The organism is Tessaracoccus pujii (assembly GCF_054483895.1).
Genome location: NZ_CM137012.1, coordinates 2,426,318 through 2,440,126 on the forward strand (window position 1 = coordinate 2,426,318; position 13,809 = coordinate 2,440,126).

Below are 13,809 nucleotides of genomic sequence, written 5' to 3' on the forward strand. Positions count from 1 at the left end.
TCGTGATCGACTACACCGGAAAAGTGGCCCTCGTGACGGGGGCCGCCCGTGGGATCGGCCGAGCCACGGCCCTGCTTCTGGCGGAGGCGGGCGCGAAAGTTCTCGTCACGGACTTGGAGCAGCCCCTAGCCAACCTCACCTACTCGACATCGGGGCGGTCGGCTCTCACGGCCACTGCCGACGACATCCGAGCAGCCGGTGGCGTCGCCACCGCGATGACCGCAGATGTGCGCGACCTCCCCAGCTTGTCGCTGGCCGTGAGCCACGCGATGGATCTCTGGGGCCGGCTCGACACCGTCGTAGCCAACGCCGGCGTCGCGAGTTGGCCGCCCAGCACCTGGGAGGCCTCCGACGAGCAGTGGGACACGATGCTGGGTGTCGTCCTGACAGGCAGCTGGAACACGGTACGGGCGGCTGTGCCCGCCCTCCGGGCGGGCGGCCGCGGCGGAGCCATCGTGATGATCGGCTCGACCGCGGCGGTCAAGCCACTGGCCACCATCGGGCACTACGCAGCCGCCAAGAGCGGCCTGGTGGGACTCTGCAAGTCCCTCGCGCTGGAACTGGCAGCCGATAACATCAGGGTCACCGTGGTGCATCCCGGCGGAACGGCCACGCACATGACACAGAACCCTGCCGCTGAGGCGTGGCAATCGTCCTTCGGCGGCGCGGGATCCCTGGCGCTACCGATGCCCATCACCCGACTGGACCCCGAAGACGTGGGCCGGGCCGTGCGGTGGCTCGGCTCCGAGGAGGCGCGCTACATCACCGGAACCGAACTGGTCGTCGACGGGGGTGCGACGCTGTGAGCGCGCTGCCCCTGAGCCCTTCCTCAGCAGTCGACAAGTCGGAAACCGTCGTCATCCTCGGCAGCGCGAACGCGGACCTGGTGGTACACGTGGACCGACGCCCGTCCGGCGGCGAGACCCTCCTGGGCGGAGATCTCCACCTGTTTCCCGGCGGGAAAGGCGCGAACCAGGCGGCGGCAGCAGCACGATGCGGCGCATCGGTGACGTTCCTGGGTGCCCTGGGCCGCGACAGCAATGCGGACCTACTGCTGTCGGCGCTGGGGGGCGCCGGAGTCGACACGTCCCACGTGATGCGAGCGGACGTACCCACCGGATGCGCCCTGATCCAGATCACGCCCGACGGGGAAAACTCGATCGTGGTTTCTCCTGGAGCCAACTCTCTGATGGACATCCCAGCGGCCGACGCCCTGAGAGATACATGGCTGGGCGCAGGCGTGCTGGTCCTCGCACTCGAGATCCCCTTTGAGACTGTGCTCCACGTTGTTGAGGTGGTCGGGAACACCGGGGTGCGGCTGCTGCTCAACGCCGCCCCGGCGCGGACTCTCTCCCCAGCGACGCTGAGGCACTGCGACCCTCTGGTGGTCAACGAGACGGAGGCCCGCGAGGTGCTGGGCAACTCAGCGATCGCGCCGGACGCGCCGTTCGAGGTGCTCGCGCAGGCATTGCTGCTCGCCGGGGCCCGTTCGGTGGTCATCACCTTGGGCGTGGACGGATCGCTCATCACCGACGGAGGGCCTGTGGTCCATGTGCCCGCCTATCGCGTCGACGCCGTCGACACCACCGGGGCCGGTGACGCCTTCGTCGGGGCAGTGGCTGCCGAACTGGCCCGCGGAGTGGCGCTGGAGGACGCGGTGCGTTTCGCCACGGCCGTGAGCGCGGTGTCGGTGCAGAAGCTGGGGGCGCAGTCTTCCTATGTCGATCGTGCCCACGTGGAGCGCTTCATCGCCTCACACCGCTGACACGAAGGGGGGCCGTCAGATCCATGAGGATCTGGAGCACTCGGCCCGCCGACCCGTGCCCTCCCCAAGCGACTTCGAGCGGGACGCTTGCCGGGGGGACCATTGCCACGGAGACGAGGTCGTGGCGCGCTTCCCGCTCGGCGAAGTCGGCCGGCACGACGGCAAAGGCCCGCGCCTCCTGGAGGTAGTAGGACCACGAACCCGAGATCCTGGAGGTGCCCGTCAGAATGAGTGGTTCCAGCCCTCGGCTGCGGCAGGATTCGACGACGAGGTCGAAGTAGGCGGAATGCTGCTCGCGTGGCCAGATGAGGAGCGGCAGGCCGTCCAGACCCGCCATCTGAGCGGCGGTGGCGCGGTTCAACAGCGACCGATGGGCCAGCACCTTCAACTCGTCCCGCCCGATGCGGCGGGTCTGAACCCGTGCCGAGCGACCGAGAAGATGCCCGATGCCGAGATCCGCATCACCGCGCTCGACCGCCGAGAGAACGGACCCGGTCTCCACTTCCATGACCTCGATGGCCATTTCGACCTGCTCGTGCACGGTCTTGAGGAGTTGCGGCAGCAGCCGGTTGACGATGCTGGGGGAACCCGCTACTCGCACCTTTCCGCGCACCTCACGCCGGAGACCGTCAGCCGCGGCTCTGAACTCCGAGAGGGCGTTGAGTACTCCGACTCCCTGGCGGTGGAGACGCCGCCCTTCATCGGTCAGCTTCGTGCCGGCCGGGGACCGGAGAAACAGCGGTACGCCGACGGCCCGCTCGAGACGCTGGACCTCCTTGCTCACCGTCGGCTGCGACAGGCCCAGCTCGACAGCGGCGCGACCGAAGTGCCCCGCCTCCGCCACGGCGGCGAACGCGCGCAGTTGCGTGATGGTCACCTCCATGCCTTAACGCTATCACCTGATACCCATTTGATGCTTTTCAGGCATGGACCTACGCCCTAGCCTTAGTGTCAATCAGAGACATCCGTTTCGCTTCCGAAAGGCACCCCATGACCGATCTCTCGCTCCGCGTCGCCGCCCACGTACAGGACGCCCTCGACCGTGGCATTCCCGTGGTGGCCCTCGAGTCCACGATCTTCACCCACGGTCTCCCCCGGCCCCGCAACGTCGAAGTCGCGCTCAGGGGCGAGGAGATCATCCGCGAACTGGGCGCCGTCGCGGCCACGATCGGCGTCGTCCACGGCCGCCCGGTGGTCGGTCTCACCGCCGCCGAGATCAATGAACTTGCCCACGACGACGCAGCGGCCAAGGCATCCATCCGCGACCTCTCCTACGCGGCGGTCACGCGGAAGAACGCCGGCACGACGATCGCTGCAACCGCGTTCCTCGCGAAGGCCGCAGGAATCGACGTCTTCGCCACCGGCGGTCTCGGCGGGGTCCATCACGGGGCGTCCACGACCTTCGATGAGTCGGCCGACATTACCGCGTTGTCCCAGATCCCGATCGTCCTGGTGAGCTCCGGTGCGAAGGCGATCCTGGACATCCCCGCGACGCTTGAGCGCTTCGAGACGCTGAGCGTCCCGGTGGTGGGCTACCGCACCGACCGCTACCCCGGCTTCTACGTCACCGATTCCGGCTACGACCTGACCGCGCGCGTGGACAGCCCTGGTGACATCGCCACGATGGTCACGGCCCAGAGCGATCTCGGCCTCAGCAGCGCCATCCTGGTCGCCAACCCGATCCCGGTCGACAAGCAGCTCGATCCCCGCGAGCTCGACGGAGTCCTCGAGCGCGCCTGGGCGGCGGCCGACGAACAGGGCATCAGCGGCCAGGCGTCGACGCCCTTTCTCCTCGACTTCATCCGCGTCGCCACCGAGGGTCGCAGCCTCGACGCCAACGTCGCGTTGTACTACAACAACGCACGGCTGGCCGCCGAGATCGCCACCGAGCTGGTCGCCAGGCCGGCCTGATGTTGGGGGTCATCGGAGACGTCGTCCAGGACGTGGTCGTGTGGCAACTGGAGCCAATCCGGCACGCCACGGACACGCGCTCGATGATCAGGACGACCCGTGGCGGTTCTGCGGCCAATGTGGCAGCCTTCGCCGCATCACGATATCCGACACGGTTCATCGGGTGCGTCGGTGACGACCTCGCAGGTCTCGCACTCACCCGGGAGCTGGAGGGCTGCGGCGTCGATGTCCGCATGCAGGTGCGCGGGACCACGGGCCTGATCGTGGTTCTCATCGACGAGCACGGTGAGCGACTGATGTTTCCCAGTCGGGGCGCCAGCGCGATGCTCGAATCGGTCGACCCGGCCTGGCTGGACGATCTCGAGATCCTTCATCTCACCGCCTACTCCTTCGAGACGGGGAGCACCGTCGCCGCCGTCGGGGAGGTTGTCCGCGAACACAAGCGCAGAGGCGGTCGGGTGTCCCTCGACGTCTCATCCGTGGGGATGATCGACCACTTCGGAGTGGACCGCTTCCTCGGCCTGATGGTGGACCTGCAGCCGGACTTCATCTCCGCCAACCGGGACGAATCGCTCTACCTGGGGCTCTCCGACGGCGATCGTCCTGGCCCCAACCTGGGCTCCTTCGACACCGTACTCCTGGCCAGACACGGCAAGGACGCGACTCAGGCCTTCAGCTACGGTCGACACGTCGCAACCGTCCCTGTGACACCGGTCGACGACGTGCGCGACATGACCGGGGCCGGGGACGCCTTCAACGCAGGTTTCCTCTCCTCGTTCCTCGCGAACGGAGGAGATGTGGTTCGAAGCTGCCTCTCTGGTCATGCACTGGCCCGACAGGTCCTGCGATCACCCGGCGCCACAGAGAACGCCGATCCCGTAGCGGACTGACCCCCTTCCGTCCGCTACGGGCCGGGGGCCCTGCGCTGACTCGCGGTCTACGGACCCCCGATGAGCCTGACACGCGGTTCGACGACGGACGTTGAGCCTGCACCCAGAGTCGCCGTCGGGATTCGACCATTCACGGCGCGACCGTCGCTCGAGCCGTGGATCAGGCTCATCGGGCCCTTGACCCGCGACGGCTATACGGCGTCGATTATCACAACTGGGTAACGTGAGTTGACTCTCTCCGCGCGCCCGGTTAGTCTTTCCGTATCCCTGAGAGCGCTCTCTAAATATTCAGCACCGAAGCTGAGAGCGCTCTCGCAGGAGAAGCACAGTTCTTACAAAGGAGTCACCGTGCGTGCTGCCATCCGTAATCTCGCCGCCGTCGCTTGCGTCGGCGCCCTACTCACCGCCTGCTCGTCGGGCACCCCGGACGCCACCACGTCCCCCGACGCGTCGGCCAACCCCGACGAGAAGGTCACCCTCACCGTCGCCACCTTCAACGAGTTCGGCTACGAGGACCTCTTCACCGAGTACATGGCCGACAACCCCAACGTCACCATCGAGGCCCGCAAGGCCGCGACCTCCAACGAGGCCCGCGACAACATGAACACCCGACTCGCCGCAGGCTCCGGCCTGGCCGACATCGAGGCCATCGAGATCGACTGGCTCACCGAGCTCATGCAGTACCCGGACAAGTTCGTCGACCTGGCCGACCCCGAACTCGACGGACGCTGGCTGGACTGGAAGACCGCTGCCGTCACCACCGACGACGGCAAGGTCATCGGCTACGGCACCGACATCGGCCCCGAGGCCATCTGCTACCGCGCAGATCTCATGGAGAAGGCCGGCTTCCCCACCGACCGCGAGGAAGTGGCCGCGCTGCTCGAGGGCGACTGGGACAACTACTTCAGCGTCGGCAAGGACTACGTGGCCAAGTCCGGCGGCGTCGCCTGGTTCGATTCTGCCTCCGCGACGTTCCAGGGCATGGTCAACCAGGTTGAGAATCCCTTCGAGAACTCCGACGGCACACCGATCCCGCTGAGTGAGAACTCCGAGATCAAGGCGATCTACGACCAGATCGCCACCGCCTCGGTCGACGACAACCTCTCTGCCGGGCTCGCCCAGTGGAGCGAGGACTGGACCAATGCGTTCCAGACCGACAAGTTCGCCACGATGCTGTGCCCCGGCTGGATGCTGGGCGTCATCGAGGGCAACGCCGAGGGCGTCGAGGGCTGGGACATCGCCAACGTGTTCCCCGGCGGCGGCGGCAACTGGGGCGGCTCGTACCTGACCGTCCCGGAGCAGGGCGCCAACCATGATGCGGCCAAGAAGCTGGCCGCATGGCTGACCGCCCCTGAGCAGCAGATCAAGGCCTTCACCGCCAAGGGCACCTTGCCGTCGCAGGTCGAGGCCCTCACGGATCCGGCCCTGCTCGATCAGACCAACGCGTTCTTCAACGACGCCCCCACCGGCCAGATCCTGGCCGACCGCGCCACCGCGATCGAGGTCGCGCCCTTCAAGGGCCCGAACTACTTCGCGCTCGCCCAGCTCGTCACCGACGCGCTGAACCGCCTCGACGTCGAAGGCACCGACGACGCCGAAGGCTCCTGGGAGAAGGCCCTGACGGCGTACGACGCCCTCGGCCTCAGCTGAGTCACCGCGGGGTCGGGGGTCGTTCCCCGGCCCCCGACCCCGCCCCGTCCCCGCTGCCCCGAAGGAACCCCCCATGAAACAGCTCACCTGGAGCCAACGCATGAGCCGGCTCGACGTCAAGGCGTCGCCGTACCTCTACATCAGCCCCTTCTTCATCCTCTTCTTCATCGTCGGCCTGTTCCCGCTGGTGTACACCGCCTGGGTGTCGATCCACGATTGGCACCTCATCGGTGGCCAGGGCGACCTGGTGGGCCTCAAGAACTACACCGACGTGCTGCAGCAGCCCAACTTCTTCAAGGCGCTGCGCAACACCTTCTCGATCTTCCTGCTCTCCTCGGTGCCGCAGGTCATGGCGGCGATCGTCATCGCCTACCTGCTCGACACCAACCTCCGCGCCAAGACCTTCTGGCGGATGGGCGTGCTGCTGCCCTACGTGGTGGCGCCCGTGGCCGTCTCCATGATCTTCGCCAAGATCTTCGCCGACCAGTCGGGCCTGGTGAACGCGGTGCTCGCGAACCTGGGCGCCGCCGGCATCGGCTGGCACGCGGACCCGCTCGCCGCCCACATCGCCATCGCCACCATGGTGAACTTCCGATGGACCGGCTACAACGCGCTGATCTTCCTCGCCGCGATGCAGGCCATCCCTCGCGAGGTCTACGAGGCGGCCATCGTCGACGGCGCCGCCCGCTGGCGAACCTTCTTCTCCATCACCATCCCGATGCTCCGGCCCACCATTATCTTCGTCGTCATCACCTCCACCATCGGCGGCCTGCAGATCTTCGACGAGCCCCGCATGTTCGACACCCTGGGCCAGGGCGGAGCGGACCGGCAGTGGATGACGCTGACGATGTACATCTACGAGCTGGGCTGGGGCGCTCAGAAGAGCTTCGGCCGCGCGGCGGCCGTGTCCTGGATCCTGTTCCTCATCATCATCCTGGTGGGCGTCGTCAACTACCTGATCACGCGGTCCATCTCGTCGTCGTCGAGCGGAAAGGCGGGCCGTTGATGTCCACCCAGATGTCCTCCCCCATGGCCACCCAGCTCGCGGGCAAGGGCGCCGGGCGCGCCGTCAAGCGCAAGCTGCACGGCGTGGACAAGCGGCCGGGGTGGGTCACCTACGCCGCACTCGCCGCCGTCGTCCTCATCTCGATCTACCCGATCTACTTCACCATCCTGCTGGCGTCGTCGAACGCCGGCGAGATCGCCCGCAATCCCATCCCGTCGCTCATCCCTGCCGGGGAGCTGCTGTCCAACATCGGCCGCGTCATCGCTTCGGACATCCAGTTCTGGACGGCGCTGCGCAACTCGATCATCGTGTCGACGATCACCGCCGTCTCTGTGGTGTTCTTCTCCACGCTCGCCGGCTACTCGTTCGCCAAGCTGCGGTTCCGCGGCAGCAGCGGGCTGCTGGTCTTCGTCATCGCGACGATGGCCGTGCCCACGCAGCTCAGCATCGTCCCGCTGTTCATCCTGATGTCCGGTCTGGACTGGGTGGGCAAGCTGCAGGCGGTCATCGTGCCGGGCATGGTGACGGCGTTCGGCGTGTTCTGGATGACGCAGTACCTGCGCGAGGCACTTCCGTTCGAGCTGATCGAGGCGGCCCGCGTCGACGGCGCCTCCATGATCCGCACGTTCTGGTCCATCGCACTGCCGGCCGCGCGTCCGGCTGCGGCCATGCTGGGGCTGTTCACCTTCGTCGGCGCCTGGACCAACTTCTTCTGGCCGTTCATCATCCTGGGCTCTGCCAACCCCACCCTCCCGGTGGCACTGCAGCTACTCCAGGCGTCCTACTTCAAGGACTACTCGCTCATCATGGCCGGCGTCGTCGTCGCCACGCTGCCACTGGTGGTCCTGTTCGCCGTCGCCGGCCGCCAACTGGTTGCCGGAATCATGCAAGGAGCTGTCAAGGGATGACCACACGCTACGAGTTCCCCGAGGGATTCCTCTGGGGAAGCGCCACGGCGTCCTACCAGATCGAGGGAGCCGCCCACGAGGACGGCCGCACCGACTCCATCTGGGACGTGTTCTGCCGCGAGCCCGGCGCCATCGTCGGCGGGGACGACGGGTCGGTGGCGTGCGACCACTACCACCGCATGCCCCAGGACGTCGCCCTCATGGGGGACCTCGGCCTACAGGCCTACCGGTTCTCCACGGCGTGGCCGCGAGTACGCCCTGACGACAAGGACTTCAACCCCAAGGGGCTGGACTTCTACTCGCGCCTGGTCGACGAGCTGTTGGGCAAGGGCATCACCCCGTGGGTCACGCTCTACCACTGGGACCTCCCGGCTGCCCTGCAGGACAAGGGCGGCTGGACCAACCGCGACACCGCCTACCGGTTCGTCGAGTACGCCGAGGCGATGCACGGGGCCTTGGGCGACAGGGTCAATATCTGGACCACACTGAACGAGCCGTGGTGCTCGTCGTTCCTCTCCTACGCCGGCGGCGAGCACGCCCCTGGGCACACGTCCCGGCGCGAGGGACTGCATGCCGCGCACCACCTGCTGCTGGCGCACGGCATGGCGACGGCTCGGCTGCGCGAGCTGGCCCCGTCGGCCACGCTGGGGATCACGACCAACCACACGGTCGCGGACCCGGTGGACCCGTCGTCGGTAACGGACGTGGACGCCGCCCGGCGGATCGACGGCGTCTTCAACCGCTTCTTCCTGGACCCGATCTTCCGGGGCTCGTACCCGGCGGATGTGCTGGACGACCTGGCGGGTCTGGGCCTCGAGGACGCCATCCGGCCCGGCGACCTGGAGATCATCTCGACCCCCATCGACGTGCTGGGCGTGAACTACTACCACGGCGAGGCCGTCACCGGCACGCCGTCGTCGGACTACGCGCCTGTTGAGCTGCCCGACGGTCGCGTGCGGGGGAACCCGAACATCGGCTCGGAGTGGGTGCGGTCCGTGCCGCGCGGCCTGCCGGTCACGGACCAGGACTGGGAGATCCAGCCCGAGGGGCTGACCCGGCTGCTGGTGCGCCTCCACGAGGACTACACCGGCCCGGCCGGAGTCGCGATGTACGTGACGGAGAACGGCGCCGCGATGGCGGACGTGCCGGACGCCGAGGGCTTCGTCGACGACCAGGATCGGGTGTCGTTCGTGCGGGACCACCTCGTCGCGGTCCACGACGCCATCTCGCAGGGCGTCGATCTGCGGGGCTACTTCGTGTGGTCGTTGCTGGACAACTTCGAGTGGGCGTGGGGATACGACAAGAGATTCGGTATCGTCCGCGTGGACTACGAAACGCAGCGCCGCACCCCGAAGGCGTCGGCTCTGTTCTTCCGCGACGCCGCGCGGAACAATGCGGTTGAGGAAGGCTGACCAGGACCATGATTCGACCCACGCTCGAGGACGTCGCGCGCTTCGCCGGCGTGTCTCGGGCCACCGTCTCGCGGGTGGTCCGGCGGGACCCCAACGTCGCGTCCGTGACCGCCGCGAAGGTGGATGCCGCCGTCGCCGAGTTGGGCTACGTGCCCAACGCGTCGGCCCGCTCACTCGCGACGGGGCGCTCCAACACGCTGGCCATGGTGGTCCCGGAGCCGGACAGCCGGGTGTTCTCGGACCCGTTCTTCGGGCTGGCTGTGGCCGGTATCAACGCCGGCCTGGCGGGCACGGACATGCAGCTGGTGATGGTGTTCGCGTCGCGGCCGGACCGCTCCGGGGCAGTGGTCGACTTCCTGCTCGAGGGCCGGGTGGCGGGGGCGATCATCGTGTCGCACCATCGCTCCGACGGGCTGGTCGCGGCAGCGGCGTCGCTGCCCATCCCGACGGTGTTCCTGGGCGCACCACTGCTGCGTGATCCCGCTCAACGGGCCTACTTCGTCGACACCGACAACCTGGCCGGAGCCCGGCTGGCCGCCGAGCGGATGCTGGCGACGGGGGTGCGGCGGCCGGCGACGGTCGCGGGTCCGCTGGACATGGCGGCGGCGCTGGACCGCCTCTCGGGGTGGCGCCAGGCGCTGGAGGCTGCGGGCCTTGAGGTCGCCGTCGCGCACGGGGACTACACGCGGGAGTCAGGGGCCCGGGCCGCGGGCGAACTTCTCGACGCGGACCCGACGATCGACGGGATCTTCGCCGCGTCCGACCTCATGGCACAGGGCGTGATGGACACGCTTCGTGCACGTGGGATCCGGATCGGGGACGAGGTGAAGGTGATCGGGTTCGACGACTTCGAATCCGCCGCCCACACCAACCCGCCGCTCACCACGATCGCCAACCCCGCCGTCGAGTTGGGGCGCCAGGCCACGCTGATGGTCCTGAGCCTGGTGGAGGGGCACGACACACCCACGCCCGTGACCCTGCCCGTCGAGTTGCGGGTCCGCGACTCCGGCTGACGCGCTCGTCGCCGATCCACCAGCCACAGGTTCGTTTGCATCGAGCCCTTTGACAATCTACACTTCCAATGTAACCGGTTACATTCGAGGAGGAAGTGTGCGGCGGTCCACCACAGCCACCCTGGCCCTCCTCGTCGTGACCGCGATCTGGGGCTCGACCTTCTTCATCATCAAGGACGCCGTCAGCAGGATCGACCCCATCGACTTCCTCGCCGTTCGGTTCGCCGTCGGCGCCGCGATCCCCGCCGCCATCTTCTGGCGACGGCTCCGGCGCCTCACCGCGACCCAGTGGCAGATCGGTCTCGCCCTCGGTGGTCTCTACGGCCTGGCCCAGATCGTCCAGACCGTCGGCCTCCAGACGACGGCGGCCTCGGTCTCCGGGTTCATCACCGGCACCTACGTGGTCCTGACCCCGATCATCATGTGGATCGCCTTCAAGGCCCGGCTCAACGTCCGCACCTGGGTGGCCGTCGGCCTCGCCCTCGCGGGCCTGGCCGTCCTCAGCCTCACCGGCCTCGGCAACGGCGGTGTCGGCGAGGCGCTCACCCTGGTGGGCGCCACCCTCTACGCCGTCCACATCGTCCTTCTTGACCGGTGGTCGCGCTCCATGGACGCCACGAGCCTGGCCATCGTCCAGCTCATCGGCGTGGCACTCACCACCGGATTCCTCGGCCTCCCCGGCGGCTACCACGTGCCCGCGGACGCGAAAGTCTGGGGCGCCATCGCCTACACCGCGATCATGGCCGGCGTCGTCACGATGCTCCTGCAGACCTGGGCGCAGCGCCACATCACCCCGACCCGCGTGGTCCTCCTCATGACGTTCGAACCCGTCTTCGCCTCGGCCTTCGCCGTAGGGCTCGGAGGCGAGACCGTCACCATCCGGCTGTTCGCCGGCGGCGCGCTGATCCTTCTGGCCACCCTCATCGGTATCCGCGGCGGCCAGGCCGACCCCGCCGACGACACCCCCCTGATCCCGGCGCCTCCCGGCGCCGACACCCCTCCCCCACCCAACCCCGTCATCAACGGAGATAGACAAGGAGATCACCCATGACCACCCTGACCCGCCGCCGCCTCGGCGCCCTGGCCGGACTCGCCGCCATCGGCATCGGCCTCACCGCCTGCTCAGGCAACACCTCGACCCCGGCCGAGGGCAACGCAAAGGTTGTCTGGTCCACCTGGGGCTCGCCTGAGGAGCTCAAGATGTTCGACGACGTCCAGGCGGCCTTCAAGGAGGCCAACCCCGACGTCGAACTGGTGTTCCAGCCCACCCCGTCGTACTCCGACTACCACTCCAAGCTGCTGACCCAGCTGTCGTCGGGCACGGCGCCGGACGTGTTCTACGTGGGCGACGATCGCATCGCCTCGATCATCCGCAACGACGTGCTCCTCCCCGTCGAGGGCGCCTCAGTCAAGGAGAGCGACTTCGCCGAGAACGTCCTGGACGTGGCCCGCTGGGAGGGTGAGCTCTACGCCCTGCCCAACGACGTCAACCCCGACGCTCTCTGGTACGACAAGGAGGCCCTCGCGGCCGCCGGCATCACCGAGGACCCGGCCGAGCTCGCCGCCAACGACGAGTGGACCACCGAGAAGTTCTTCGAGATGACCGGCAAGCTCGCCGCCGCCGACCTCACCGGCGCCGTCTACTGGAACTACTGGGCCACGCACAACTCGATCATGACCGCCGGCGGAGGCGAGGTGTACGACGACGAGGGAACCTACGTGGCCAACACCGACGCCAACAGCGTCCGAGCGCTCGACGAGTACGCGACCCGCTTCGCCACCGGCGAGCTGAAGCTGGCCGACCTCCTCCCCGAGGGCTCCGGCGAGGACACCCTGCTCGTCACCCACAAGCTCGGCTTCCTGGCCCAGGGCCGCTACACCATCGGAACCATCCGGAGCGCGGGCGTCGACGAGGCCCTCTACGACATCATCCGTTGGCCCACCCCCGACGGCAAGGCCGCGCCCACCGGCGTCGCCGCGTCCTACCTCGCCGTCAACGCGAAGGCCCAGGACCCGGAGGCCGCGCTGAAGTTCCTCTCCGCGTTCCTCGACGCCGAGGGTCAGCAGCTTCGCCTCGAGGGCACCGGAAACGCCGTGCCGTCGATCAAGGGCGCCGACGACATCGTCCTGGCCGACGGCTACCCCGCCCACGCCCAGACCATGCTGGACATGCGCGACATCGGCTACTCCAACTTCGCCACCGAGGCCGCCGTGCCGGACCTGTCCAACCAGATCGCGGTGGAGTTCATGCAGCCGCTCTACGAGGGCAAGTCGGACGCGCAGACCACGCTCGACGCCGTCGCCAAGCTGGTCGAGGAGAAGACCGCGTCATGACCGCAGCCCCGCTCGTGGCCGGGGGGCGACCCCCGGCCCGGCGCGGCTGGCGGGAGAAGGACAAGTACTGGGGCATGTTCTTCGTGGCGCCCCAGGCGATGGGCATGCTCCTGTTCACCCTGCTCCCGTTCGCCGCCGCCTTCCTGCTGGCGTTCACCGACTGGAACGGCTTCGGGATGCCCGAGTTCATCGGCTTCGAGAACTTCGCCGACCAGCTCAGCAGCCCCCTGCTCGGCCGCGCCATCCTCAACACCATGGTGATCGCCGTCATCACGGTGCCGATCGGGCTCTTCCTCGCCATCCTCGCCGCCGTGGTGCTCAACAAGATCAGGGGCCGGGCGGTCTACCTGGTGCTGTTCTTCGCCCCCGTCGTCACCAGCTCGGTGGCCATCGCGCTGATCTGGCAGCAGCTCCTGCGGGCCGACGGAGTGCTCTCCGGCTCCCTGACCCGGCTTTTCGGCATCGCCCCCATCGACTGGCTCGGTGACCCGGTGCTCGCGCTGCTCGCCGTCTGCCTGGTGACCATCTGGGCATCACTCGGCCTCAACGTGGTCATCTTCATGGCCGGCCTGCAGTCCGTCCCCCCGTCGGTGATGGAGGCCGCCGCGATCGACGGCGCCGGCCCTGTGGCGCGGTTCTTCACCATCATCCTGCCGCTGCTGTCGCCCATCGTCTTCTACCAGTCGGTGGTGGCGTTCATCAGCTCACTGCAGACCTTCGACCTGGTGTTCGTGCTGGTCAACAACGCCGGGCCGGACAACGGAACCCGCACGATCGTCTACCACATCTACGACCTCGGCTTCGCGAAGTCGCAGTTCGGCCTCTCCAGCGCCGCCTCCATCGTCCTGCTCGCCCTGACGCTGGTCATCACGGCCATCCAGTTCGGCGCGCAGAAGAAGTTCGTCCACTACGAGAGCTGA

The 13,809-nt window shown here is 67.9% G+C and carries 13 protein-coding genes; 12 read left to right on the forward strand and 1 reads right to left on the reverse strand.

Features of this window, described 5'->3' with window-relative positions:
• Positions 1 to 2 precede the first annotated feature (2 nt).
• Together ACX1D0_RS11605 and ACX1D0_RS11610 are read left to right on the forward strand one after the other, a co-directional pair.
• On the forward strand, positions 3 to 806 hold the full coding sequence (locus ACX1D0_RS11605; protein ID WP_459018061.1) for an SDR family oxidoreductase: 804 nt from the start codon (positions 3 to 5) through the stop codon (positions 804 to 806).
• Positions 803 to 1,765 (forward strand): ribokinase, encoded by a 963-nt coding sequence (locus ACX1D0_RS11610; protein WP_459018063.1) that lies wholly within the window; start codon positions 803 to 805, stop codon positions 1,763 to 1,765. Before ACX1D0_RS11605 ends, ACX1D0_RS11610 begins: the two co-directional genes overlap by 4 nt.
• Here ACX1D0_RS11610 and ACX1D0_RS11615 read toward each other — a convergent pair.
• A complete protein-coding gene (locus ACX1D0_RS11615; RefSeq protein ID WP_459018065.1) occupies positions 1,746 to 2,648 on the reverse strand; it encodes a LysR family transcriptional regulator in 903 nt (300 codons plus the stop codon). The genes ACX1D0_RS11610 and ACX1D0_RS11615 overlap by 20 nt on opposite strands.
• 107 nt (positions 2,649 to 2,755) lie before the next feature.
• On the opposite strand from ACX1D0_RS11615, the gene ACX1D0_RS11620 reads away from it, so the two are divergent.
• The 10 genes from ACX1D0_RS11620 (at position 2,756) to ACX1D0_RS11665 (ending at position 13,809) form a co-directional block, all read left to right on the forward strand.
• Positions 2,756 to 3,676 carry a pseudouridine-5'-phosphate glycosidase gene (locus ACX1D0_RS11620; RefSeq protein ID WP_459018067.1) on the forward strand — a complete coding sequence of 307 codons (921 nt, stop codon included), beginning with the start codon at positions 2,756 to 2,758 and terminating at the stop codon, positions 3,674 to 3,676.
• Entirely contained in the window at positions 3,676 to 4,566 is an 891-nt protein-coding gene (locus ACX1D0_RS11625; RefSeq protein ID WP_459018068.1) for a carbohydrate kinase family protein, read from the forward strand. Before ACX1D0_RS11620 ends, ACX1D0_RS11625 begins: the two co-directional genes overlap by 1 nt.
• Before the next feature lie 348 nt (positions 4,567 to 4,914).
• Positions 4,915 to 6,216, forward strand: a complete 1,302-nt coding sequence (locus ACX1D0_RS11630; protein WP_459018070.1) for an ABC transporter substrate-binding protein — start codon at positions 4,915 to 4,917, stop codon at positions 6,214 to 6,216.
• A 73-nt stretch (positions 6,217 to 6,289) separates the two neighbouring features.
• Positions 6,290 to 7,222: a carbohydrate ABC transporter permease gene (locus tag ACX1D0_RS11635; protein WP_459018072.1), complete on the forward strand. Its 933-nt coding sequence runs from the start codon at positions 6,290 to 6,292 to the stop codon at positions 7,220 to 7,222.
• On the forward strand, positions 7,222 to 8,130 hold the full coding sequence (locus ACX1D0_RS11640; protein WP_459018074.1) for a carbohydrate ABC transporter permease: 909 nt from the start codon (positions 7,222 to 7,224) through the stop codon (positions 8,128 to 8,130). Before ACX1D0_RS11635 ends, ACX1D0_RS11640 begins: the two co-directional genes overlap by 1 nt.
• Positions 8,127 to 9,542 carry a GH1 family beta-glucosidase gene (locus tag ACX1D0_RS11645; RefSeq protein ID WP_459018076.1) on the forward strand — a complete coding sequence of 472 codons (1,416 nt, stop codon included), beginning with the start codon at positions 8,127 to 8,129 and terminating at the stop codon, positions 9,540 to 9,542. The genes ACX1D0_RS11640 and ACX1D0_RS11645 overlap by 4 nt, the downstream gene beginning before the upstream one ends.
• 8 nt (positions 9,543 to 9,550) lie before the next feature.
• Positions 9,551 to 10,555, forward strand: a complete 1,005-nt coding sequence (locus tag ACX1D0_RS11650) for a LacI family DNA-binding transcriptional regulator (RefSeq protein ID WP_459018078.1) — start codon at positions 9,551 to 9,553, stop codon at positions 10,553 to 10,555.
• Between the two features lie 97 nt (positions 10,556 to 10,652).
• Entirely contained in the window at positions 10,653 to 11,606 is a 954-nt protein-coding gene (locus ACX1D0_RS11655; protein WP_459018080.1) for a DMT family transporter, read from the forward strand.
• Positions 11,603 to 12,889, forward strand: a complete 1,287-nt coding sequence (locus ACX1D0_RS11660) for an ABC transporter substrate-binding protein (RefSeq protein ID WP_459018082.1) — start codon at positions 11,603 to 11,605, stop codon at positions 12,887 to 12,889. The genes ACX1D0_RS11655 and ACX1D0_RS11660 overlap by 4 nt, the downstream gene beginning before the upstream one ends.
• The gene (locus ACX1D0_RS11665; RefSeq protein WP_459018084.1) at positions 12,886 to 13,809 is read left to right on the forward strand and encodes a carbohydrate ABC transporter permease; all 924 of its coding nucleotides are present in this window, start codon (positions 12,886 to 12,888) and stop codon (positions 13,807 to 13,809) included. The genes ACX1D0_RS11660 and ACX1D0_RS11665 overlap by 4 nt, the downstream gene beginning before the upstream one ends.

Bases quoted from the DNA above. Each gene is read 5' to 3' on its own strand.
- ACX1D0_RS11620 (WP_459018067.1), top strand. From the start codon at position 2,756: ATGACCGATCTCTCGCTCCGCGTCGCCGCCCACGTACAGGACGCCCTC.
- ACX1D0_RS11665 (WP_459018084.1), top strand. From the start codon at position 12,886: ATGACCGCAGCCCCGCTCGTGGCCGGGGGGCGACCCCCGGCCCGGCGC.
- ACX1D0_RS11625 (WP_459018068.1), top strand. From the start codon at position 3,676: ATGTTGGGGGTCATCGGAGACGTCGTCCAGGACGTGGTCGTGTGGCAA.
- ACX1D0_RS11615 (WP_459018065.1), bottom strand. From the start codon at position 2,648: ATGGAGGTGACCATCACGCAACTGCGCGCGTTCGCCGCCGTGGCGGAG.
- ACX1D0_RS11635 (WP_459018072.1), top strand. From the start codon at position 6,290: ATGAAACAGCTCACCTGGAGCCAACGCATGAGCCGGCTCGACGTCAAG.
- ACX1D0_RS11650 (WP_459018078.1), top strand. From the start codon at position 9,551: ATGATTCGACCCACGCTCGAGGACGTCGCGCGCTTCGCCGGCGTGTCT.
- ACX1D0_RS11660 (WP_459018082.1), top strand. From the start codon at position 11,603: ATGACCACCCTGACCCGCCGCCGCCTCGGCGCCCTGGCCGGACTCGCC.
- ACX1D0_RS11645 (WP_459018076.1), top strand. From the start codon at position 8,127: ATGACCACACGCTACGAGTTCCCCGAGGGATTCCTCTGGGGAAGCGCC.
- ACX1D0_RS11640 (WP_459018074.1), top strand. From the start codon at position 7,222: ATGTCCACCCAGATGTCCTCCCCCATGGCCACCCAGCTCGCGGGCAAG.